General features: G+C 68.6%; 9 protein-coding genes and 1 pseudogene. 7 read left to right on the top strand and 3 right to left on the bottom strand.

Annotated features, from left to right (window positions below):
* Positions 1-41 precede the first annotated feature (41 nt).
* A complete protein-coding gene (locus HV798_RS30585; protein ID WP_175196426.1) occupies positions 42-965 on the top strand; it encodes a LysR family transcriptional regulator in 924 nt (307 codons plus the stop codon).
* Positions 966-1,089: 124 nt separating this feature from the next.
* Positions 1,090-1,896: an enoyl-CoA hydratase gene (locus HV798_RS30580; RefSeq protein ID WP_175196424.1), complete on the top strand. Its 807-nt coding sequence runs from the start codon at positions 1,090-1,092 to the stop codon at positions 1,894-1,896.
* A gap of 24 nt (positions 1,897-1,920) precedes the next feature.
* Here the strand turns inward: HV798_RS30580 and chrA are convergent, their stop codons facing one another.
* Positions 1,921-3,180, bottom strand: coding sequence for a chromate efflux transporter (gene chrA / locus HV798_RS30575; protein WP_175196422.1), 1,260 nt, complete (start codon positions 3,178-3,180; stop codon positions 1,921-1,923).
* 269 nt (positions 3,181-3,449) lie between these two features.
* On the opposite strand from chrA, the gene HV798_RS30570 reads away from it, so the two are divergent.
* Both HV798_RS30570 and HV798_RS30565 read left to right on the top strand, forming a co-directional pair.
* Complete coding sequence (locus tag HV798_RS30570) at positions 3,450-4,766, top strand: ATP-binding protein (protein WP_175196420.1); 1,317 nt, start codon at positions 3,450-3,452, stop codon at positions 4,764-4,766.
* A gap of 713 nt (positions 4,767-5,479) precedes the next feature.
* Positions 5,480-18,400 carry an autotransporter-associated beta strand repeat-containing protein gene (locus tag HV798_RS30565; protein WP_175196418.1) on the top strand — a complete coding sequence of 4,307 codons (12,921 nt, stop codon included), beginning with the start codon at positions 5,480-5,482 and terminating at the stop codon, positions 18,398-18,400.
* A gap of 79 nt (positions 18,401-18,479) precedes the next feature.
* On the opposite strand, the gene HV798_RS30560 is transcribed toward HV798_RS30565, so the two are convergent.
* Positions 18,480-19,460, bottom strand: a complete 981-nt coding sequence (locus HV798_RS30560) for a SphA family protein (protein WP_425486180.1) — start codon at positions 19,458-19,460, stop codon at positions 18,480-18,482.
* A gap of 274 nt (positions 19,461-19,734) precedes the next feature.
* Positions 19,735-21,315 carry a TerC family protein gene (locus HV798_RS30555; protein ID WP_175196416.1) on the bottom strand — a complete coding sequence of 527 codons (1,581 nt, stop codon included), beginning with the start codon at positions 21,313-21,315 and terminating at the stop codon, positions 19,735-19,737.
* Positions 21,316-21,896: 581 nt separating this feature from the next.
* On the opposite strand from HV798_RS30555, the gene HV798_RS30550 reads away from it, so the two are divergent.
* The 3 genes and pseudogenes from HV798_RS30550 to HV798_RS30540 all read left to right on the top strand — a co-directional run.
* Complete coding sequence (locus HV798_RS30550; protein WP_175196414.1) at positions 21,897-22,640, top strand: gluconate 2-dehydrogenase subunit 3 family protein; 744 nt, start codon at positions 21,897-21,899, stop codon at positions 22,638-22,640.
* Positions 22,633-24,405 (top strand): GMC family oxidoreductase, encoded by a 1,773-nt coding sequence (locus HV798_RS30545; protein ID WP_175196412.1) that lies wholly within the window; start codon positions 22,633-22,635, stop codon positions 24,403-24,405. The genes HV798_RS30550 and HV798_RS30545 overlap by 8 nt, the downstream gene beginning before the upstream one ends.
* Positions 24,402-24,592: pseudogene (locus HV798_RS30540) on the top strand (c-type cytochrome); the annotation flags it as partial. The gene HV798_RS30545 and the pseudogene HV798_RS30540, both read left to right, overlap by 4 nt.

The raw sequence follows: 24,592 nt of genomic DNA, 5'->3' as shown, positions 1-24,592 counted from the left end.
GAATCAGACTCAACGATCTATTCACTTCGCCGCAGCGCCCCATGCCTTCCTACAGCCGCCACGACCTGGCCGATCTCAGCGCCTTCGCGGCCATCTGCCGCCGCGGCAGCTTCCGGCTGGCGGCCAGTGAACTGGGCGTATCCACCTCGGCGCTCAGCCACGCCCTGCGCAACCTGGAAGGCCGCCTGGGCGTCAAGCTGCTCAACCGCACCACCCGGTCGGTCGCCCCCACCGAAGCCGGCAGCAAGCTGGCCGCGCAACTGGACCAAAGCTTTGGTGAAATCGGCGAAGCCCTGTCCGAACTCGGCCAATACCGCGCCGGGCCGCTGGGTGGCCTGCGCATCAACGTGCCGCGCGACGCCGCACGCCTGCTGCTCAGCCCCGTGCTGGCGCGCTACCTGCACGACTACCCCGGCGTGAAGATCGAAGTGGTGGTCGACAACAATATGGTCGACATCGTCAAGACGGGCTTTGACGCCGGCATCCGCTTTGGCGACACGGTGCCGCAGGACATGGTCTGCATGCCGCTGACGCCGCCGCTCAGGTGGGTGGTGGTGGCCGCGCCCGCCTACCTGGGCCGCCACGGCACGCCCAAGACGCCCGACGACCTGCTGCGCCATGCCTGCATCCGCCTGCGCCTGGGCGACCAGACCCTGTACCGCTGGGAACTGGGCCAGGGCCCGCGCGCCTGCGAAATCGATGCGCCGGGCGCGCTCATCGTGAACGACACCGACATGGCCGTGGATGCCGCGCTGGACGGGCTGGGCCTGGCCTATTGCCTGGAACGCTACGCCGAACCGCACCTGCGCGCCGGCCGCCTGCGCCGCGTGCTGGACGACTGGGCGCCGGCCGGCGCGCCGCTGGTCATGTACTACCCCAGCCGACGGCAACTGGCGCCCGCGCTCAGCCGCCTGATCCAGGCCATCCGCGCAGCCAACGGCCTGCCGGACGCGATCGGCGGCTAGGGCCTGCGCAAGGCGCCTGGCCGTCCTGACTGACCCCGCGTGAACGGCGGCCCCGGCTGGCCTACTATGGCAGGCAACGATGGCAGGCGCCGATCACAGGCGCCGCCCGCTTCCTGGAGACATCATGGCCCCCGATTCCCCGACCCGCACCGACGCCCCCGCCCCGCTGCTGCTGCGCACGACGCAAGACGGCATCGCCACCTTGCAGTTGAACCGGCCGGCGCAATTCAATGCGCTGTCCGAAGGGTTGCTGCAGGCGCTGCGCGTGGAAATCGACGCCCTGGCGCGCGACCCCGCGCTGCGCTGCGTGGTGCTGGAATCGGCCGGCCGCGCCTTCTGCGCCGGCCACGACCTGCGCGAAATGCGCAGCCAGCCGTCCTTCGATTACTACCTGGCGCTGTTTCGCCAATGCAGCCGCGTCATGCAGGATTTGCAGGCGCTGCCGGTGCCCGTCATTGCCAAAGTGCGCGGCATTGCCACCGCCGCGGGCTGCCAGCTGGTGGCCAGCTGCGACCTGGCCGTGGCCGCCGACACCGCCACCTTTGCCGTGTCCGGCATCAACGCCGGCCTGTTCTGCTCGACGCCGGCCGTGGCGCTCAGCCGCAACGTGTCCACCAAACGCGCCTTCGAGATGCTGGTCACCGCCCGCTTCATCAGCGCCGCCCAGGCCTGCGATTGGGGCCTCTTGAACGATGTCGCGCCCGATGCCGACCTGGATGCGCGGGTGCAGGCTCTGGCCGACGTCATTGCCGCCAAGAGCCCCAGCGCGATCCGCTACGGCAAGCGCATGTTCTACGCGCAGCGCCAGATGCCGCAGGCCGAGGCCTACGACTACGCCGCCGAGGTCATGGCGCGCAACATGATGGAAGAAGACGCGGCCGAAGGCATCGACGCCTTTCTGCAGAAACGCGCGCCGCAATGGCGCGGCTGACGCCGCGCAAACCCACCCGGCCCGCTACGCCAGCCAGGCCAGCGCCCAACCGCCGGCCGCGGCCGCCAGCACCACCCACACGGGCGACCAGCGCGCATAGACCAGCAGGCCAAACAGCGCCAGCGCCAGGCCGAAGTCGGCCTTGGTCAGGATGGCGCCCAGCCACACCGGGTCATACAGGGCCGCCAGCAGGATGCCCACCACCGCGGCATTCACGCCCGCCACCATATTGCGCACGCCCGGACGGCGGCGCAGGCTTTCCCAGAACGGCAGCGCCGCCGCCAGGATCAGCGCGCCGGGCAGAAATATCGTCACCAGCAAGAGCGCCCCGCCCAGGCAACCGGACAGCGGCCCCGAAGACGCCGCGCCCAGAAACGCGGCAAACGTGAACAGCGGCCCCGGCATGGCCTGCGCCATGCCGTAGCCCGCCAGGAAATCCGCGTTGGACACCATGCCGCCGCCGACGGCCGCCGTTTCCAGCAAAGGCAGCACCACGTGGCCGCCGCCGAACACCAGCGCGCCCGCCCGGTAAAAGCCGGCCAGTTGCGCAGCCAGCGGCGTGTCCGACCAGGCCGCCCATGCCGGCAAGGCGGCCAGCAGCCCCACGAACACCGCCAGGCACACGTACCCCGCCCGCCGAGACACCCCTTGCGTGCGGTTCGCCAGGATGGGCCGCGGCGGCGCCTGCAGCAGCACTGCACCTGCCACCGCGCCCAGCACGATCGCGCCGACTTGCCCCAGTGTGGTCGGCAAGACCACCGCGATCAACGCCGCGCCCACCGCCAGGCCGGCGCGCGGGCGGTCCGGGCAAAGCGAGCGCCCCATGCCCCACACCGCCTGCGCCACGACGGCCACGGCCGCCACCTTCAAGCCATGCACCACCGCCATGCCGGAAACACCGCTGATCCGCGTCAGCCCCAGTCCCAACCCCAGCATGGCCAGCGCCGCCGGCAGCGTGAACGCCAGCCAGGCGGCCAGCATGCCGGCCCAGCCGGCCCGCTTCAGGCCCAGCGCCATGCCGACCTGGCTGCTGGCCGGGCCCGGCAGGAATTGGCACAGCGCCACCAGGTCTGAAAAGGCGTAGTCATCCAGCCAACGGCGTCGGTCGACGAATTCTTCGCGAAAGTAAGCCAGGTGGGCCACCGGCCCGCCAAAAGCGGTCAGGCCCAGCCGCAGGAACGCCAGGAAGACTTCAATACAGGAACCCGATTCGGCCGGCGTGGCCTCGCGCGCCGCCGGTTTGCTGGCGACGCGTTCATCGTGGAAAGGCGGCTGCGGCGACATGGGTCGTTGCACTCTGCACGGGCGGGGCCCCCGGGTTGCGGACCCCCTGAATCATGCTTATAGCCGGCCCGCGCCGCCGTTTCAATCCGCCATTGCCATGGGTGTTGCACCACACCGGGGGCAAATGACTTCATGAATCTTCACAATTGCCGCACAAAACCGGGCGGATTACCCTGCCGCCGCCCTGTACCATTGCGCAGCCCGCGAGCACGGACGCGTCCGAAAAGGATGACGCGCGGCCGCGGCGCCCACAGGAGTTCTGATACACCATGCTCAAGTTCACGATCCGCATCTTTGTGGTCGCCGCCATTGCCTACATCGCTGCGTCGCAGTTGGTGAACCGCAGCCTGGGGTACCTGCTGGATTCGGTCAGCGCAGATCTTTCGTACCAGGCCGTGCGCGGCCAGATGTACGCGCTGCACAAGGAACTGGACCCCATCGAGCCGGAATCCCGCGCCGCCTTCATCCGCGATACCTTGCGGCCCCACTATGGGCTGGAACTCAAGCTGGTCACCCCCGAGCGGGTCGAAGCCACCGAACAGGAAAAGCAGGACCTGGCCACGCGCGGCTTCATCATGCGCGACGAATACAACACCTACCTGGCGCCCCTGCCCGGCGAGCCGCGCCAATGGCTGGAAATGCGCCTGCCCGGCGAACCCACGCTGGAAAAATGGATCACCTGGGGCGCCTGGCTGGCGCTCAGCGTGGTGCTGGCCGCCGTGCTGTTGCTGCTGTGGGCGCTGCCCGTCTGGCGCGACCTGGATTCGCTGCGCAACGCCACCCTGCGCATGGGCCAGGGCGACCTGGGCGTACGCGCCCGGCTGTCGCATTTTTCCGGCATCCGCCACGTGGGCGAAAGCTTCAACCAGATGGCCGAACGCATCGCCGCGCTGGTTGAAAATCAGCGCAGCCTGACCAACGCCGTGTCGCACGAACTGCGCACGCCGCTGGCCCGCCTGTCGTTCGAGGTCGACATGCTGGGCCAGGAAAAATTCCAGGCCAGGCGCGACCAGATCCTGCACGACATGCGCACCGACATCTCCGAGCTGGAAACCATGGTCGGTGAACTGCTGGTGTACGCGCGCCTGGAACGCCCGACCGAAGACATCGTCAAGCAGGAAACGGTGGACGTGCGCGACTGGCTGGGCGAAGCGCTGGCCCAGGTGGCGCACCAGGCCGAGTCGCGCGGCGTGCATTGCCACGTGCGCGACGACGGCCTGCCGGCCCACGTGCAGCTGCACCCGCGCTACATGAGCCGGGCCCTGCTCAACCTGGTGCAGAACGCCGTGCGCTACGCCAATGCGCGCATCGAGATCTCGCTGGCCGGCTGCCCGGCCGGCGGCTTCGAGCTGATCGTCGACGACGACGGCCCCGGCGTGGCGCCGGCCGACCGCGAACGCATCTTCGAACCCTTCATCCGCCTGGATGAAAGCCGCGACCGCGGCACGGGCGGCGCCGGCCTGGGGCTGGCCATCGTCAAGCGCGTGGCGGCCAGCCACAAGGGAACCATCGAAGTGCGCGAAAGCCCCTTGGGCGGTGCGCGTTTCGTGCTGCGCTGGATGTCGCCGAGCGGCGTCGCGGAATAATCCGCGGCTCGCCCGCCAATCCGCGGCTTCCCTGCTTCTCCGGTTATCTCAACGCCGCATGGCGGTATGCTGCCGGGGTATTTACGGCTGCTTTCATGTTGCGATGCAATAGTTGCATTGCTGTCGCTTTATTGCGTCTGCCGGCCCACCCTGTATCCGACCCCAATATAGGGTCGATTATTCGCATATTTAAGAATTTTTCCCGCCTCGCCACCCTACTCACGAATAATTAATCAGCAAAAATCATTCCCGTTTGCCGTGAATTCACTCAAACGATAATTCTTATCATCGTAAAAACATCGTTTGAATGCCGCATAAATATTGTCTTTTATTGTTTAATATCAGACACTTATCCAATGAATTCCGATCAGAATCGACCCTCGGATATTTTCCATAACCTCGCAAAAACCCCTTCATTCGCTTCCTTTCCCACTGTTGCTCAAAATATATATCTAATAGTAACTTTAGTATCTATTTGAACGTTGCAATGTGAGAGCATTGCTGTCATATCAGAAACTACTAGTTACTATTTACGCAAAACTCTTGATGGATATGCCGCCACGTTCCTTTCAAACTGACTCCAGGTTTAAACGGCAGACATAAAAACCATACGGTGCCGTGCGCGCTTCCTGATTTGCAGCAATCGCTTTTTTCCGGTTCCGGATGATCGATGGCCAGGCTGGGGAAAAGCTCTTTCTGACTTTGGAGCTGAGATGAACCCTGGCCGCCGGCACGGCAATACCCCAATCCCCCTCAATTACATCTGGCGCGTCCTGATTCTGCTGATGGCGCCCGTGCCCGCAGCGCTGGCCTGCACCACCAGCGGTTCCTCGATCCTGTGCAATGACGCGGTGACGCTGCTGCCACCGCATACCAACACCGTCACCAGCAACGCCAATGGCGTGTCGGTGCTGGTGACCAGTTCGGGCCAGTCCTCGTCCGCCTTGGTAGGCCCGTCCATCACCCTCACCGGCCGCAACACCAGCCTGACCAACCAGGGCACCGTCGATCCCGGCCTCGGCCTGGGCGCTCTTGTCAGCCTGGGCGCCACCGGCGCAGCGATGGGCAACCTGACCAACAGCGGCACCGTCTCGGTCACCAACAGCGGCACGCTGCTGGGCACGGGCCTGTCCGTCCTGGGCCTGCCGGTGTTGTCCACGCTCAGCGGCGCCTCGCTGATCCTGCAAGGCGACGCGAACGGCAACATCACCGTCAACAACTCGGGCACCATCGGCACTCGCCCCGGCCTGCTGAGCGGCCCGACCGCGATCTACAGCACCCCCGCCATCGCGGCCTACGGCGGCGCCCCCATTGCCGTCACCAATGCCGCCGGCGGCGTCATCAACGGCCGCGTCGGCCTGGGCCGGTCCGCCACCGGCAACACCTTCGTCAACGCCGGCACGATCAACGGCGGCGTCAACATGGGGGTGAACAGCACCAACACGTTCACCGCCGTCACGGGGTCCAGCGTCACCAACGGCGGCGCCGTCGACCTGGGCGTAAGCGTCGGGCTGGGCGGCCTGGACGCCAGCATCGCGCTCAACTTCTCGACGTTGGGCGTGGTCGACGGCGGCCTGGGCGGCAACAACACCCTGGTGCTGCAAAACCCGGGCGCCAGCGGCACCACCGGCACGGGCACCGCCAGCTCGGCCACCTACATCAACTTCAACAACCTGGTCATCAACAGCGGCACCTGGACCGTCAATGGCGCGCTCGTCAGCGCACAAGCGTCGTTGAATGGCGGCCTGGTCAACATCGACAATGGGGCGGCCTTCGGCTCGGGCACGCTGACCGCCAATGGCGGCGCGCTCAGCACCGCCAGCAGCCTGACCCTGAACAACGCCGTGTCGCTGGGCGCGGGCGGCCTGTCCGTGCAAGGCACGAACGGCCTGACGCTGGGCGGCGTGGTGAGCGGGGCCGGCGCCCTGGACATGTCCGGCAGCGGCACCCTGGCGCTGAACGGCGCCAATACCCACACCGGCGGCGTGCGGCTGGGCAATGGCACGCTGGCACTGGGCACCAATGCCGCGCTGGGCCTGGGCGACCTGGTGGTCTACGGCGCAGCCACGCTGCAGGCCACCGCGGCCACCAACGTGGCCAACAACATCACGCTGAACGCCAACCTGGCCTTGGGCAACAGCGGTTCGCTGACGCTGGGCGGCGTGCTGTCGGGCGCCGGCACGCTGTCCAAGTCCGGCGCGGGCATCCTGACCCTGAACGGCGCCAACACCCACGCCGCCACGCAGATCAGCGCTGGCGGCCTGATCGTGGGCAACAACAACGCGCTGGGCAATGGCGCGTTGACGGTGAATGGCGCGGCCACGCTGGCCTCGTCCGGCGCCGTGGCGCTGCAGAACGCCATCGTCCTGAACAACGCGCTGACGCTGAACGGCGCCAACGACCTGACCCTGAACGGCACCCTGAGCGGCGCGACCGGCACGCTGGTCAAGAGCGGCGCCGGCGCCCTGACGCTGACCGGCGCCAATACCTTCGGCGGCGGCGCCACGCTCAGCGGCGGCTCAGTCAACGTGGGCAGCAATACCGCGCTGGGCGCGGGCAACGTCACCGTGAACGGCGCGGTCACCCTGGCCAGCCTGTCGAACAACGTGGCGCTGTCCAACGCCTTTGCGCTGAGCAACGCGCTGACGGTGGGCGGGGCGAACAACCTGACGCTGAACGGCGCGCTGTCGGGCGCGGGCGGCACGCTGGTCAAGACCGGCACGGGCACCCTGACGCTGAACGCCACCAATTCGATGGGCGGCGCCACGCTGAACGGCGGCACCGTGGTCGCGGGCGCCAACAACGCCCTGGGCACCGGCTCGGTCACCGTGCAAGGCGCCACCGCGCTGGACGCCGGCGCGGCCGTCAGCCTGGCCAACCAGTTCGTGCTGAACAACAGCCTGTCGGTGCTGGGCACCCAGGCCCTGACGCTGGCCGGCGCGCTGTCGGGCACCGGCCAACTGGTCAAGAATGGCCAGGCCAACCTGACGCTGGCCACGCAGAACACCCACAGCGGCGGCGTGCTGCTGAACGCCGGCACCCTGACGCTGGGCAATGCCCAGGCGCTGGGCACGGGCCTGCTGGACGTGGAAGGCGCGGCCACCCTGGCCGCGGGCGCAGGCAACTTGAACGTGGCGAACAACATCCGGCTGGGCGCCGGTCTGGGCGTCACCACGGGCGGCCAGGCGCTGACGCTGAGCGGCGCCCTGAGCGGTGCCGGCGGCCTGACGCTGAACGACGGCGGCACCCTGACCCTGTCGGGCAACAACACCCACTCGGGCGGCATCCTGCTCAATGCGGGCGTGCTGGTGGCCGCCAGCGACACCGCGCTGGGCAGCGGCCTCTTTACCGTCGGCGGCAACGCCACGCTGCAAAGCAACGCCAACCGCAACTTCGTCAACAACATCGCCCTGAACGCCAACCTGACGGTGGACAGCGCCAACAACATCGGCCTGTACGGCGCCATCAATGGCGCGGGCGGCCTGATCAAGAACGGCAGCGGCACCCTGACGCTGACGGGCGCCAACAACTTCGGCAACACCACCATCAACGCGGGCGTGCTGCAGGCCGGCACCGCCAGCCTGGGCGCCAGCGTCCTGAACAACAGCAAGCTGGTGCTGGCCCAGGGCGCCAACGCCACGTACAGCGGCAGCATCAGCGGCACGGGCAGCGTGGACGTGCTGGGCAACAACACTACCCTGCTGCTCAATGGCGTGAACACCTTCACGGGCGGCCTGAACCTGCTGTCCGGCACGCTCGAAACCCAGGGCGGACAAGCCCTGGCCGACAGCCTGGCCGTGAACCTGGCAACCGGCACCACCCTGAAGCTGACCGACAGCGAAACCTTCGGCTCGCTCAGCGGCACGGGCAACGTGGCGCTGGGCGCCAACGCCACCCTGCAGATGGGGCAGAACAACGCCGATTCGACCTTCGGCGGCGTCTTGGCCGGCGCAGGCAACATCGTCAAGAACGGCACCGGCGCGCTGACGCTGACCGGCGCCAACACCCAGACCGGCGCCTTCAACGTGGGCGGCGGATCGCTGAACGTGAACGGCTCGCTGGCCAGCTCGCAGGTCAACGTCGGCGCGGGCGCCACGCTGGCCGGCAGCGGCAGCGTGGCCGGCACGGCCAACATCGCGACCGGCGGCGCGCTGTCGGCCACCACCGGCCAGACCCTGACGCTGGGCGGCCTGGCGATGACCGCGGGCTCGCAGTTCAACGTGTCGCTGGGCGCACCGACCCCGCAGGCGCTGGTGCAGGTCAACGGCAACGTCACCTTGGCGGGCGACCTGAACGTCACCGACAAGGGCGGCTTCGGCGTCGGCGTGTATCGCCTGCTGGGCTACACCGGCACGCTCGTGAACAACGGCCTGGCGCTGGGCACCCTGCCCCCGGGCACCCTGCCGACCAACCTGCAGATCCAGACCGCGGTGAACCAGCAGGTCAACCTGATCGTGCAGGCCGGCGGCAACAACGTGCAGTTCTGGAACGGCGCCAAGCTGGCCGCCGACGGCGTGCTGGCCGGCGGCAGCGGCACCTGGCAGGCGGGCACCACCAACTGGACCGACCAGACCGGCAACCTGAGCCAGGCCTGGGGCAGCCAGTTCGCCGTGTTCGGCGGCCTGGCCGGCGGCACGGTCACCGTGTCGGGCGACCAGGCCGTGACCGGGATGCAGTTCTTCACCGACGGCTACACCCTCAATGGCGGCGGCGTGCAACTGGCCAGCGGCATCAACAATTTCCGGGTCGACCCGACACTGACCGGCACCGTCAACAGCGTGATCAAGGGCGCCGGCCAGCTGCAAAAGCGCGACCAGGGCACCCTGGTGCTGGGCGGCGCCAACACCTACACCGGCGGCACGCTGGTGGCCGAAGGCGTGCTGCAGGTCAGCGACGACACCAACCTGGGCGCGGCCAATGGCGCGCTGGGCTTTGCCGGCGGCACGCTGCGCGTGACCGGCACGGGCTACACCGGCACCACCCGCGCCATCGACGTGGGCGCGGGCGCGGGCTTTGACATCGCGGACGCCGGCAATACGTTCACGCTCAACCAGGCGCTGACCAACACGGGCCGCGTCACCAAGCTGGGCGCCGGCACGTTGGCGCTGGGCGGCAACAACAGCGCCATCGGCGGCGTCACCCTGGCTGCCGGCACCGTTTCGGTGGGCAGCAATACCGCGCTGGGCAGCGGTTCGTTCAACATCAACGGTTCCGGCGCGCTGGACAGCACCGCGGCCGTCACGCTGGCCAACGACGTATTCATCGGCGCCGGCAACACGCTGACCAACCTGGGCTCGAACGACCTGACGCTGAACGGCGTCGTGGCCGGCACCACCGGCGCCCTGGCCAAGACGGGCAACGGCACCCTGACGCTCAATGGCGCCAACAGCTATGCCGGCGGCACCACTCTGTCGGCCGGCGCCATCCGCGTGGGCAGCAATACCGCGCTGGGCACGGGCCTGCTGACGGTGGCCGGCGCGTCCAGCCTGCTGTCCGACAGCACGGTGGCCCTGGGCAACGGCATTGCGCTCAATGCCAACCTGACCACCGGCGGCACGGGCAACCTGACGCTGAACAACGCCATCACCGGCGCGGGCACCCTGATCAAATCGGGCACGGGCACGCTGACGCTGAACGGCATCAATACCCACGCGGCCACGCAACTGGCCAGCGGCACACTGCTGCTGGGCAACAACCAGGCGCTGGGCACGGGCAATCTGTCGGTCACGGGCAACGCGGCGCTGGACGGCGCCACCGCCGGCCTGTCACTGGGCAATGCCATCACGCTGGCTTCCGGCGCGAACCTGACCCTGGCGCAAAGCCAGGACGCGAGCCTGTCCGGCTTCATCAGCGGCGCAGGCAGCCTGATCGCTGGCGCCGCCGGCCGCACGCTGACGCTGTCCGGCAACAACACCTACCAGGGCGGCACGCAGCTCATTGGCGGCAGCCTGGTGGTGGGATCGAACACGGCATTGGGCACGGGTAGCCTGATCGTGAACGGCGCCGCCAACCTGTCCGGCACGGCCGGCGGTCCGGCCATTGCGCTGACCAACAACGTCGCGCTGAACAACGCCTTGACGGTCAACGGCGCGCGCGACCTGACCCTGTCGGGCGTGGTGGACGGCGCGGGTTCGCTGACCAAGAGCGGCACCTCGACCCTGACGCTGAACAGCGGCAACACGTACACCGGCGGCACCACCCTGACCGCTGGCACCCTGCGGGTCGGCAACAACGCGGCGCTGGGCACGGGCGATCTGACGGTGAACGGCGCCGGCACGCTGGGGGCGACCCCGGCGCAGGGGCTGCAGCTGAGCAACAACGTGGTGCTGAACCAGGGCCTGACGGTCGACCTCACGCAGAGCCTGGCGCTGTCCGGCGTCGTCTCCGGCGCGGGCGGCGTGACCACGAGCGGCGCGGCCACCCTGGCGCTGCTGGGCGCCAACACCTATGGCGGCGGCACCCAGGTCAACGGCGGCAGCCTGGTGCTGGGCACCAGCACGTCGCTGGGCAGCGGCGCCCTGACGGTCAACGCGGCCACCTTGCTCGATTCGACGGCGAGCGTGGCCCTGGCCAACAACGTCACCCTGAACGGCGCCCCGCTCACCGTGCTGGGCTCGCAAGACCTGGCGCTGAACGGCACGGTGTCGGGCGGCGGCAGCCTGGTCAAGCAAGGCGCCGCCACGCTGACCCTGGCGGGCAACAATACCTTTGACGGCGGTGTGACGCTGGCGCAAGGCGGGCTGAATGTGGGTTCGAACCTGGCGCTGGGCACCGGCGCCCTGACCGTCGCGGGCGCATCCACCCTGTCCAGCAGCCTGGCCGTGACGCTGGCCAACAACGTCGCGCTGAACAGCGGCACCCTGACCGCCACCGGGTCGAACGACATCACCCTGGGCGGCACCGTGTCCGGCGCCAACGGCCTGGTGCAAAGCGGCACCGGCACGCTGACGCTGTCCGGCAACAACAACTACAGCGGCGGCACCACGCTGACCAGCGGCACGCTGGCCGCCAACAGCAACACCGCGCTGGGCACCGGCGCCTTGAACGTCACCGGCGCGGCCAACCTGACCGCCGCCGATGGCGTGACGCTGGCCAACAACGTGACCCTGGCCAACGCCCTGACCGCCACCGGCGCGGGCAACTGGACGCTGGCCGGCAACCTGACGGGCGCGGGCAGCCTGGTCAAGGAAGGGTCGGGCACGCTGACGCTGTCCGGCGCCAACGGCTATACCGGCGGCACCCAGCTGAACGCAGGCGGGCTGACCGGCAACACCGGCAGCATCCAGGGCAACGTCGCCACCGCCGCCGGCACCACGCTGACCTTCAACCAAGGCGCCAACGGCACGTACGGCGGCGTGCTCTCCGGCGCCGGCAACCTGGAAAAAACCGGCCTGGGCAACCTGACGCTGGGCGGCGCCAACACGTTGTCCGGCGGCATCGGCGTGGCGCAAGGCACGCTGACCGCGGGCGGGGCAGCCATCAACTCGGCCTCCGGCGTGCGCATCGACAGCGGCGCCACCCTGGCGCTGACCAGCGCGGCCTCGATTGCCAGCCTGACCGGCGCCGGCACGCTGCAAAGCGGCTCGGCCCTGACGCTGGGCAACGGCAGCGACAGCGTCTTTGGCGGCGTGCTGGCCGGCACCGGCAGCACCGCCAAGGTCGGCACGGGCACGCTGACGCTCGCCGGCGCCAATACGCAGAGCGGCGTGTTCGACATCAACGGCGGGCGCGTCAACCTGACCGGTTCGCTGGGCAGCAGCACGGTCAACGTGAACGGCGCAGGCTCAAGCCTGGCCGGCACGGGCATCGCCAGCGGCAACGTCTTCGTCAACAACGGCGGCAGCCTGTATGTCAGTTCGGCCAACACCGGCGGCCTGACGCTGGGGTCGCTGAACGTGGATGGCGCCTCCAGCATCAACGCCGACCTGGGCGCGCCCTATTCCGGCAGCCTCATCAACGTCAACGGCAACGTGACGCTGAACGGCACCGTCAACGTCACGCAATTGCCTGGCTTTGGCGTGGGCGTGTATCGCATCGTCAGCTATCAAGGCACCGGCGTGACCACCGGCCTGACGCTGGCCAATGCCTCGCCCACCTTCAGCCTGCAGACCGGCCTGGCCGGCCAGATCAACGTGCTGAACCAATCGCAGGCCAATGAAATCCAGCTTTGGCAAGGCGGCAATGGCACTTGGGATGGCACCACCACGGATTGGAGAAACGCCACCACCCTCGCCCAGGAAGCCTGGGGCGGCCGGTTCGGCGTCTTCCAGGACCAGGCCGGCATAGTGACCGTCTCGGGCACCCAGCAGTTCCAGGGCCTGCAGTTCTCCACCGACGGCTACCTCGTCAGCGGCGGCACGCTCACGGCGGTCAACGGCAGCGACGGCGTGACTACCCTGCGGGTCGAACCCAATGTCACCGCGACGATCGGCTCGACGCTGGCCGGCACCGACGTCACCCTTGCCAAGCGCGATGCGGGCACGTTGATCCTCACCGGTGCCAACACCTACACCGGCACCACCCGCCTGGAAGGCGGCGTGCTGCAGATCAATGACGATACCCAATTGGGCAACGCCGCCAACGGCGTGGCCTTCGCGGGCGGCACGCTGCGGTATGCCGGCGCGGCCAACAGCAGCACCGGCCGCACCTGGACGGTGGCCGGCAACGGCGGGATCGAAGTCGCCAACGCGGGGGTGACCTACACCGCCAACGGCGCCATCACCGATGGCACGACTGCCGGCACGCTGACCAAGACGGGCGCCGGCACCCTGGCGCTCAACGGCACCAACACCTACACGGGCGGCACCTTGCTGCAAGCCGGCACGATCCAGGTCGGCAGCAACGCCGCCCTGGGCACGGGGACCCTGACCGCGTCCGCGGGCACCACCCTGGCCAACGGCACCGCGGTGCCCCTGGCGCTGGCCAACAGCGCCGTGCTGCAAGGCGACCTGACCGTGCAAAGCGGCGCGGCCGGCCTGGCGCTGAACGGCGACGTGTCCGGCGCAGGCGGCTTGGTCAAGACCGGCACGGGCAACCTGACCCTGGCCGGCAACAACACCTACCAGGGCAATACGCAACTGACGGCCGGCATGCTCACCGTGGGCAGCAACACCGCGCTGGGCACGGGCAACCTGATTGCGTCGGCCGCCACCGCGCTGACCGCCAGCACGCCGGTGCAGTTGCAGAACGGCGTGACGCTGAACGGCGGCCTGACCGTCACCGGCATCAACGACCTGACACTGGCCGGCGCCATCGGCGGCACGGGCGGCCTGACCCAGGCCGGCCCCGGCACCCTGACGCTGGCCGCGGCCAACAGCTTCTCCGGCGGCGTGCAGTTGAACTCGGGCACTCTGGCCGTGGGCAACAACGCCGCATTGGGCAGCGGCATGCTGGGAACCGCGCCCGGCACCACCCTGTCCGCGACCAGCCCCGTCACGCTGGGCAATGCGGTGATGCTGACCGCCGGCACCACCACCGTCACCGGCAGCGACCTGACGCTCACTGGCACGATCGATGGCGCGGGCGGCCTGGCCAAGACCGGCACGGGCACCCTGACCCTGACGGGCAACAACACCTACAGCGGCGGCACCACGCTCACCAGCGGCACGCTGGCCGTAGGCGGCAACAATGCGCTGTCCTCGGGCACGCTGACGGTCGCCGACGGCACCACGCTGCGTGCGCAGGGCCCGGCCACCTTGACCAACACGGTGACGCTGAACGGCGGCCTGACCGTCAACGGCACTGACAACCTGACGCTCGCCGGCAGCGTCGGCGGCTCGGGCGGGCTGACCAAGACGGGCACGTCCACGCTGACGCTGGGCGGCGCCAACACCTACGGCGGCGGCACCACGCTGGCGGGCGGCACGATCATCGCCGGCAACAACACGGCGCTGGGCTCGGGCGACGTGTCCGTCACAGGCGCGGGCACGCTGCAAGCGGGCGCGCCGGGCATCGCGCTGGCCAACAACGTCGGCCTGGGCGCCGCCCTGACCGTGGCAGGCGCCAACGACCTGACGCTGGCGGGCAACCTGACCGGCGCGGGCAGCCTGGTCAAGACCGATGGCGGCACGCTCACGCTCAGCGGCCAGAACCAGTACACCGGCGGCACCACGCTGTCCGGCGGCACCCTGGTGGGCAACACCGACAGCCTGACCGGCAACGTCTCGACCGCTTCCGGCACCAGCCTGGTGTTCAACCAGGGCGCGGGCGACGGCACGTTTGCCGGGTCCATCAGCGGCGGCGGCGCGCTGGTCAAGGACGGCGCCAGCACCGTCACGCTGACCGGCACCAACACCTACACCGGCGGCACCACCATCAACGCCGGCACCCTGGCCGGCAACGCCACCAGCCTGCAAGGCAACATCGGCATCAACGGCACCGGCGCCGTGGTCTTCAACCAGACCACCGACGGCACCTATGGCGGCAACATCACCACGGCGTCCGGCACCCTGACCAAGGACGGCGGCGCCACCCTGGCGTTGACCGGCACCAACCAGGTCGGCGGCGGCACCACCATCAACAGCGGCACGCTGCAGGTGGACGGCACGCTGACGGGCGGCAACGTCACCGTCAACGCGGGCGCGTCGCTGGGCGGCTCGGGCTCGGTCTCGGCCGACGTCACGCTGGGCAATGGCGCGCACCTGGTGGCGGGCACGCCCACCAACCCGATCTCGTTCGCGCAGAACCTGACGCTGTCGTCCGGCACGCAGCTGGACTTCACGCTGGGTTCACCCAACTCGGCCACCACTGCGGTGACCGTGGGCCAGACCCTGAACCTGGCCGGCGTGCTCAACCTGACCGATGGCGGCAACCTGGGCACGGGCGTGTACCGCCTGTTCACGGCCAACAACATCAACAACAACGGCCTGACCTACGGCACCTTGCCCAACGGCTACACCAGCGCCAACCTGACCCTGCAGAACCTGACCAACCAGGTCAACCTGGTGCTGCAAAGCCAGCCCGGCGAAATCCTGTTCTGGAACGGCGCCAAGACCACGCCCGACGGCGTGATCGCAGGCGGCACTGGCACCTGGAATGCCGGCAACAGCAACTGGACAGATGCCAGCGGCAACCTGGCGTCCAGCTGGAATGGCAAGTACGCGGCCTTCTCGGGCGCCAGCGGCACCGTCACCATCGACGGCTCGCAGGCGGTCACCGGCGTGCAGTTCCTGACCAACGGCTACACCCTGGCCGCGGGCGCAGGCGGCCAACTCAGCATCGCTCAGGCCCAGACCCCGTTCCGGGTCGAGGCCGGCGGCACCGCCACCATCTCGGCGCCCATCACCGGCGCGGGCGGCATCGAGAAAGGCAATGGCGGCACCCTCATCCTGACGGGGGCCAACACCTACACCGGCAACACCTCGATCCGCAGCGGCGTGGTGCAGGTCACGCAGGACAACCAGCTGGGCAACGGCGGCGCCATCTCGATCAACGGCGGCACGCTGCGCATCGCCGACGCCGGCTACACCACCACCACCCGCGCCATTTCGCTGGACGGCACGGGCGGCGGCATCGACATCGCCGCGGCCGGCCAGACCTTCACGCTGAACCAGTCCATCAACGGCACCGGCGCGCTGGTCAAGCAAGGCGACGGCACCCTGGTGCTGAACGGCGCCAACGCCTATGCCGGCGGCACCGTGGTGGCGGGTGGCACCCTGGAAGGCAACAGCGCCAGCGTGCAAGGCGCGGTCAGCACTTCGGCCGGCACCACGCTGCGTATGAACCAGGGCACTGACGGCGCCATGACCGGCGGCATCAGCGGCGGCGGCCAACTGGTCAAGGACGGCGCCGGCGCGCTGACCCTGACGCAACCGTCGACCTACACCGGCGGCACCCGCGTCAACGCCGGCACGCTGATCGGCGACACCAGCAGCCTGCAAGGCGCCATCACCAACAACGCCACGCTGGTCTTCAACCAGGGCACGGACGGCACCTTCTCCGGCTCGCTGGCCGGCGCCGGCACCATCGTCAAACAAGGCGGCGGCGCGTTGGGCGTGGGCGGCTCGCAGACCTTCAACGGCACCGTCGCGGTCAATGGCGGCACGCTGCAGCTGGGTAGCGCCCAGGCCCCGGCCACGCTGCCGGCCGCCGTGCAGGTCAACAGCGGCGGCACGCTGTCCGGCTACGGCACGATCGCCAGCCTGACCAACGCCGGCACCGTCAACAGCGGCGGCGGCGCGGCGGGCGGCGGCATCAAGGTCAGCAACAACTTCAGCAACGGCGCGGGCGCCACGCTGGCCGTCAACCTGGGCAGCACCGCCGGCCCCAACCTGCATGTCACCGGCACCGCGGCGCTGGACGGCACGCTGCGCGTCACCAACAGCGCGCCGCTGACCGGCAACGACACCTTCACGGTGTTGACGGCCGACCAGGGCCGCCAGGGCACGTTCGCCAGCACCGTGCTGCCGCAACTGGCCTTCGTCGATGCGGCGGTCGGCTACGACCCCAACAACGTCACCGTGACCTTCACCCGCAACCAGACCGGCTTCGGCACGGTCGCCCAGTCGCCCAACCAGCGCGCCGTGGCCGGCGCCCTGGGCGGCATCGACACCAACTCGTCGCTGTACTCGTCCCTGCTCGGCCTGACCGCCGACGAGGCCGCCGCCGCGTTCAAGCAGCTGTCGGGCGACAGCCACGCCTCGCTGGCGTCGGCGCTGATCCGCAGCTCGGAAACCGCGCGCACGGTGCCGCTGAACCACCTGCGCGACAGCCTGCAAAGCGAAAGCACGCAGGACGGCCGGCCGTGCGACGAAGCCCTGCGCACCAACGGCGGCTATGCGCAGCGCTTCTCGTGCCAGCGCAACGTCTGGGCCGAAGTCATCGGCAACTGGCAGAGCCAGGACGGCGACGGTAACGCGCCCAGCTACAAGCAGCGCGTGGGCGGTGTGCAGGTCGGCGGCGACATCCGGGTGGGCGACGGCTGGCGCGTCGGCATGGCGCTGGGCTACCAGGACAGCACCATCTGGCAGGACAGCCGCAATGCCCGCGCCAAGGTCGACAGCTACAGCGTGTCGCTGTTCGGCGGCAAGTCGTTCGTGCAGTCCAGCGGCAACGCCTGGAACGTCATGGCCGGCGCCGCCTACAGCTGGCACGACATCGACAACAAGCGCGACCTGACGCTGGCCGGCCAGAACCAGGAGCTCAAGACCAAGTACCGCGCCAACACCACGCAGATCTTCGGTGAACTGGGCTACGCCGTGCCGGTGACCCCGCAGGCGACGCTCGAGCCCTTCGTCGGCGCCGCCTGGATCAAGCAGCGCATGGGCGGCTTCTCGGAAGACGGCGGCTCGGCCGCGCTGTCGGCCGGCAGCCAGAGCAACGACGTCACCACCACCACCGTCGGCCTGCGCGGCAAGCTGGACACCGAGATTGCCGGCGCCCCCGCCCGCCTGCGCGCCACCCTGGGCTGGCGCCATGCGATGGGCGACGTGGATCCGGACCGCACCATGGCCTTCAGTTCCGGGCCGTCGTTCACGGTGGCCGGCACGCCGGTCGCGCGCAACGCCGCCGTCACGGAGCTGGGCGCCGACATCGCAGTGTCCAAGAACGCCTCGGTCGGCCTGAGCTACCAGGGCCAATACGGCAACGGCAATCGCGAGAACGCCGGGTTCCTGAACGTGCGGTGGAATTTCTAAGCCATCGGCCGCGCGGTCCCGTGCAGGGGCCGCGCGGCCGTGGCGTTCCGGCGTCAGCGCGTGCGCGTGCCGCGGGGCGTCAGAAGATCAACGCCGCCGACGCCATGAAGGTGCTGCTGCTGTCCAGGCGGTTGGTGCTGCTGATGGTCGGCACCCAACGCAGGCTCAATGACAACGCGCGCTGGTCGGCCAGCTTGCGGTCGTAGGTCAGGATCGGGCCCAGCGCCCAGTCGCGGCCCTTGAAGCCGTTCAGGCGATCGGCCGTGGGGCCGCTGTCGCTGCCCAGCTGCTGCTGCGTGCCCAGGATCAGGCCCACGGCCAGGCCATTGGAGAATTTCTTGCGGCCCATCACATCCAGCCCGAAGATCGGCGCATTGCGATAATCCGTGGCGCTGTTGCGCGTATAGAACTGCACGCTGGCCACGGTATCGAGTTGAAAGCCCGATTCCGGAAATATCCTGGTGTAGGCCGCCTGCGGAATGAAGGTCCAGTTGTTCAGGCTGGGATTGGCCAGGTTATTGGCATCGTATTTTCCGGTGGGCGCCCAGAAATTGAAGCTCAGCGCCATGTGCGAGGTTTCCGAAAAATGGTAGCCCGCGATGATCGGCGAAAAATACAGGTCGAACAGATTGGATGCGGTATCGCTCTCGCCCGCCTTGCGGCCCAAGGGCCCGGTCACCGTCGCATTCACCTTGGTCCATAGATACGGCAGCGTGATGCTGGAGGCGAAATTCCAGCGCCCCGGCCCCGTATCCCAGGTCTTGAGCAAGGTGGCCAGTGTGAAGGCCACCTTGCCTTCCACGCCCGCAGCAGCGCGGTTGCCCAGCGGCACCTCACGGCTGCCGCCCACCTTGCCGTCCAGGTAGATCTGAGCAAAGTTCACCGCCCAGATCGGTTCGGGCGACACGATGCCCGCATTCGGTTGCACGCTGGTGCCGGTGACCTGGCGGCCCAGGGCGCCTTCGGTGGCCTGGGCTGCCCCGCCCCCGGCCAACGCCATCACGGCCCAACAGGCGGCCCATACCCGCGGCCCGCCCGGCCGCACCCTTGAATTGCGCATGTTTTCAGCTCCTGAATGCCCTGCTTTCCGTTACGGGATCACATCATGCAAAGACAAGCGTCGTGCGGTGCTGATCGAGTTCTTCTCTCTGGCCGAATAATCATTATTGAAGCGAGAAACCCTGGGCAATATTGGCACAGAGTCTTGAAATTACCAATATTGCGATCATTTTTGCGGCCCCCATTGCAGGCGGCAATGCGCTGACGCAACGCGCAAAAAACAACAGCGGGAATACCGCTAAGGGTATTCCCGCTGCTCACGACATCGACCGGCATCAGGCGCCGGCAACGGCCTCGTGTCCCGGCGGGCGGGCATGCACCTGGTCGATGCGCAGGCCGTCGCGGCGCGTGATCTCGAAACGCCAGCCGCCCCAGGCAATCACGTCGCCCGCCTCGGGAATGCGGCCTTCGGCGCGCAGCAGGCAACCGGCCAGGGTGGCATCGCCATGGTCGTCTGCCAGCTCCGGCGCATCCAGCAGGCGCGCGGCCTCGGCCAGGGCCAGGCGGCCGTCCAGCAGCCACGAGCCATCGGACAGCTGCAAGGCATCGGGCGCCTCTTCGCTGTGCTCGGGCAGGTCGCCTGCCACGGCCTCCAGCACGTCCATCGGCGTCACCAGGCCTTCGCATACGCCATGCTCATCCACCACGATCAGCATGTGGTCGCGCGAAGCTCGCAGTTCTTCCAGCACGCGCAGCACGGGCGTGGTCTCCATCACGTAGCGCGGTTCGCGCGCCAGTTCCACCAGGTCGATCGGGCCGGGGTTCTGAAGCAGCGGCAAGAGGTCCTTGAAGTGCAGCACGCCCAGCACGTTGGCCGGGTCGCCCGCGCACAGCGGCAGGCGCGAGTGGCCCGAGGCGAACTTGCGCACGATGGCATCGGGCGTATCGGCCACGTCCAGCCAGACCATGTCGCCGCGCGCCACCATGATGGCGCGCACGTCGTGCGAGCCCATTGCCAGCACGCGCTCGATCATCGAGCTTTCCTCGGGCGCAAAGGCGGGCTCGTCGCCCGCGCCGTCCACCAGCGCCACCACGTCATCGGCCTGTTGCGACGGCTGCTCGCCACCGCGTCCGGCGCGCAGCAGGCGCAGCACGGCCTGCGCGGTGCGCTGGCGTCGGCCCAGCGCGTGGGCGCCACGGGCCCGGTTGCGGCGCGCCAGCTGGTTGCACAGCTCGATCAGGATCGAGAAACCGATGGCCGCATACAGGTAGCCCTTGGGCACATGGAAGCCCAGGCCTTCGGCCACCAGGCTGAAGCCGATCATCAGCAACAGGCCCAGGCACAGGATCACCACCGTCGGGTGGCGCGCCACGAAGCCCATCAGCGGGCGGCTGGCCAGCATCATCACCGCCATGGCCAGCACCACCGCGATCATCATGATGCTCAGGTCTTCGACCATGCCCACGGCGGTAATCACCGAGTCCAGCGAGAACACCGCATCCAGCACCACGATCTGCAGAATCACCTGCCAGAACACGGCGTGCTGCACCTTCTGGCCATTGTCGTGGCCCGCGCTTCCTTCGACGCGCTCATGCAGCTCCATCGTGCCCTTGAACAGCAGGAACAGGCCGCCCAGGATCAGGATCAGGTCGCGCCCCGAGATCTCGGCGCCCAGCACCGTAAAGAGCGGTGCGGTCAGCGTCACCACCCACGCGATACTGGCCAGCAGGCCCAGGCGCATCACCATCGCCAGCGTCAGGCCGATCATGCGGGCGCGGTTGCGCTGCGCCGGGGGCAGCTTGTCGGCCAGAATGGCAATGAACACCAGGTTGTCGATACCCAGCACGATTTCAAGAATGACCAGCGTCGCCAGGCCAAGCCAGGCGGTCGGGTCGGACATCCAGTCGAAGATCATCAACGTTCCACGAAAATCAGGAAGGAATGTGCGCACAGGCGCGCACGCGCTCGAGCCGTCGCCAGGGGCGGACTCAAGCAGGATAGATCAGGGGCGAGCGCCCGTGTGGGCCGCGCAGGCGGCGCGCGGCCGCCGATGCGGGGCGTGGGGGCCACCGAAATGACCGGCGCGCGGCCATCGGTGTCGTGGGAAACCGGCCTGGCGTGGCCGGATGCCGGGAAGCGGCAGGAAGATGGGGCTGGGCGCCGCGCTGTGTGGGGCGCCCTACTAGGAGGCTCGTCGGTCATAGATGGCGAAATCGTCGGGGCTTGCCGGGCAAGCGCGGGCCGCGTGTTTCGCCGTGCTCTCGTTCTTTCAGGAACCTGAATACTAGCTGAAAAACGCCAACAATAAAAATCCGGGCCTACCCGTACAACGCGCTTGTCGGCGTCACGTAAACAGTGACAAACTCAGCGCACGAACACATATGCTGTCGCGGGATCCCTTTCACTCGGGAGCCGAACGCTCCGGAGGCCGTCGCCCGGCAGACCTGTGTGCCGGGCGCCCGCCCCCGTCCGCCGGCTCCGCTGCTGGAGCGATGAATGGACGATCAACCTGTTTCCGGACGGCGCGGCCTGCTCAAGGCCCTGGCCGTGGGCGTGCCCGGCGCGGCCTGGGCGCCCAAGACCCTGGCGGCCCCCGACCACGCCGCACCGCCCACCACGGCGGCCCCGGCCCCGAACCGCACCCTGAAATTCTTCAACGCCCAGGAAGCCCTGGCCATGGACGCCATCGCCGCGCGGCTGATTCCGGCCGACGACCTCGGCCCCGGCGCCAAAGAGGCCGGCGTGACGCAATTCCTGGACGGCCAACTGGCCGGCGCCTGGGGCGCGGGCGAACAGTTCTATCGCCAGGGTCCGTTCGAGAAAGGCACGCCCGAACAGGGTTACCAGCTGTCGTTCACGCCCGCCGAGATGTTCCGGCGTGGCCTGGCCGCGCTGGATGCGGCCACGCGCAAAGCGGCTGGCAAGCCCTACGCCGAGCTGGACGCCGCCCAGCAGGACGCCTGGCTGCACGACATGCAGGCCGGCAAACCGGACTTCTCGCCGTTGCCGTCCGACGTGTTCTTCCAGGCCCTGCTGGACGCCACCATCGAAGGCTTCTTTTCCGACCCGCTCTACGGCGGCAACGCCGACATGGTGGGCTGGAAGCTGGTGGGGTTTCCCGGCGCCTACGCCTCGTTTTCGAACGACATCGAACGCCATGGCGTGATCTGGGCCGGCAAGCCGGTCTCGATTGCCAACGCCCAGGCCCACATGACGAAACCGGGAGACGGCCATGGCTAAGACCCTGCCCGCGGTAGACGTGGCGATTGTCGGCGGCGGCTGGACCGGCGCCATCATCGGCAAGGAACTGGCGGCGGCCGGCCAGCGCGTGCTGGTGCTGGAACGCGGCGAGGCGCGCTGGCCCTCGCCCGATTTCCAGGGCCCCTACGTGCACGACGAGCTCAAGTACACGCGCCGCCACGAACTGCACCAGAACGCCGCCACCGAGACCTTCACCTTCCGCAACAACACCGACCAGAAGGCGCTGCCGATGCGGCGCTGGCAGTTCGCCTATCCGGGCACGCACCTGGGCGGCGCGGGCAATCACTGGTCGGGCGCCTACTACCGCTTCGACCCCACCGACTTTCGCATCCGCAGCCACTACACCGAACGCTATGGCGCCGCCATCTTCGACAAGGAACTGACCTGCCAGGACTGGCCGCTCACCTACGACGAGCTGGAGCCCTATTTCGACCGCTACGACTACCTGATCGGCGCCTCCGGCCAGGCCGGCAACCTCAAGGGCCAGAAGCAGGAAGGCGGCAACCCGTTCGAGCCGTGGCGCTCGCGCCCCTACCCCAATCCTCCCATGAAGGTGCCCTACGCCCCCGCCCTGTTCGGCGAGGCCGCGCGCAAGCTGGGCTACCACCCCTACGTGCAGCCGTCCGCGCTCTGTACCCGGCCCTATGTCAATACCGAAGGCCTGCACATGAGTGCCTGTGTGTATTGCGGCTTCTGTTCCAACTTTGGCTGCGAGCACTTCGCCAAGGCCTCGCCACAGGTCTGTATCCTGCCGGTGGCCCTGAAGCTGCCCACCTTCGAACTGCGCACCGGCGCCCACGTGCTGCGCGTGGAACTCACGCCCGACAAGAAGCGCGCCCGCGGCGTGACCTACGTGGACGCGGCCGGCGAAGAAATCTTCCAGCCCGCCGAGATCGTGGTGCTGTGCGCGTTCGGCATCAACAACGTGCGCCTGTTGCTGCTGTCGGGCATCGGCCAGCCCTACGATCCCGCCACCGGCCAGGGCGTGGTCGGGCGCAACTACACCCACCAGACCACCTCGGGCGTGAACCTGTTCTTCGACGAATCGGTGAACATCAACCCGTTCATGGGCGCGGGCGCGGTGGCGGTCACCATGGACGACTTCAGCGCCGACAACTTCGACCACGGCCCGCATGGTTTCGTAGGCGGCGGCTACCTGCAGATCCAGGTGGTCAGCGGCGCGCCCATCGGCTACCACCCCACGCCCAAGGGCACGCCGGGCTGGGGCGCCGACTGGAAAAAGGCCGTCAAGCGCTACTACAACCACTCGGCCAACATCACCATCACCGGCTCGGCCCAGCCCTGGCGCGGCGGCTACCTGAGCCTGGACCCGACCTACAAGGACGCCTGGGGCCAGCCGCTGTTGCGCGTGACCTATGACTTTCCCGACAACGACATCCGCATGTCCGCCTTCCTGACCGAACGCGGCGACGAGATCGGCCGCGCCATGAAAGGCGTGACCCACACCGAGCCGGGGCCGCGCAAGCGGCCGTTCTCGGCCACCGTGTACCAGTCCACCCACCTGACGGGCGGCGCGGCCATGGGGGCCGACCCCGCCACCAGCGTGGTCAACCGCTACGGGCAGTCGTGGGACGTGCCCAACGTGTTCGTCACGGGGGCCGCGCTGTTCCCGCAGAACTCGGGCTACAACCCCACGGGCACAGTGGGCGCCACTGCCTACTGGATCGTCGAGAAAATCAAGGCGGACTACCTGCGTTCGCCGGGGCGGCTGGTGTCATCATGATCGAACATCGCAAAGGCATCCTCATCGCGGTCTCGCTGATGGTCGGCCTGCCCGCCATCACCCTGATCGCCACGCTGCACCAGATGTACGGCACCGGCGGCGACGGGCCGATCCGGGCGTCCGCCGTGCAGGCGCCGCCTGCGCCTGCCGCCACGCCCGCAGCGGCCCCGGCCGCGACACCGGCGCC

It is taken from the genome of Achromobacter deleyi, assembly GCF_902859705.1.
In the GTDB taxonomy this organism is placed as follows: domain Bacteria; phylum Pseudomonadota; class Gammaproteobacteria; order Burkholderiales; family Burkholderiaceae_B; genus Achromobacter; species Achromobacter deleyi.
Note: the sequence above shows the minus strand (reverse complement) of the source record. Positions and strands in the feature narration are given on the sequence as shown.

What these genes read in the sequence shown, in the direction of transcription:
- HV798_RS30585 (WP_175196426.1), top strand. Translation starts at nt 42, where the DNA reads ATGCCTTCCTACAGCCGCCACGACCTGGCCGATCTCAGCGCCTTCGCG.
- HV798_RS30580 (WP_175196424.1), top strand. Translation starts at nt 1,090, where the DNA reads ATGGCCCCCGATTCCCCGACCCGCACCGACGCCCCCGCCCCGCTGCTG.
- chrA (WP_175196422.1), bottom strand. Translation starts at nt 3,180, where the DNA reads ATGTCGCCGCAGCCGCCTTTCCACGATGAACGCGTCGCCAGCAAACCG.
- HV798_RS30570 (WP_175196420.1), top strand. Translation starts at nt 3,450, where the DNA reads ATGCTCAAGTTCACGATCCGCATCTTTGTGGTCGCCGCCATTGCCTAC.
- HV798_RS30565 (WP_175196418.1), top strand. Translation starts at nt 5,480, where the DNA reads ATGAACCCTGGCCGCCGGCACGGCAATACCCCAATCCCCCTCAATTAC.
- HV798_RS30560 (WP_425486180.1), bottom strand. Translation starts at nt 19,460, where the DNA reads ATGCGCAATTCAAGGGTGCGGCCGGGCGGGCCGCGGGTATGGGCCGCC.
- HV798_RS30555 (WP_175196416.1), bottom strand. Translation starts at nt 21,315, where the DNA reads ATGATCTTCGACTGGATGTCCGACCCGACCGCCTGGCTTGGCCTGGCG.
- HV798_RS30550 (WP_175196414.1), top strand. Translation starts at nt 21,897, where the DNA reads ATGGACGATCAACCTGTTTCCGGACGGCGCGGCCTGCTCAAGGCCCTG.
- HV798_RS30545 (WP_175196412.1), top strand. Translation starts at nt 22,633, where the DNA reads ATGGCTAAGACCCTGCCCGCGGTAGACGTGGCGATTGTCGGCGGCGGC.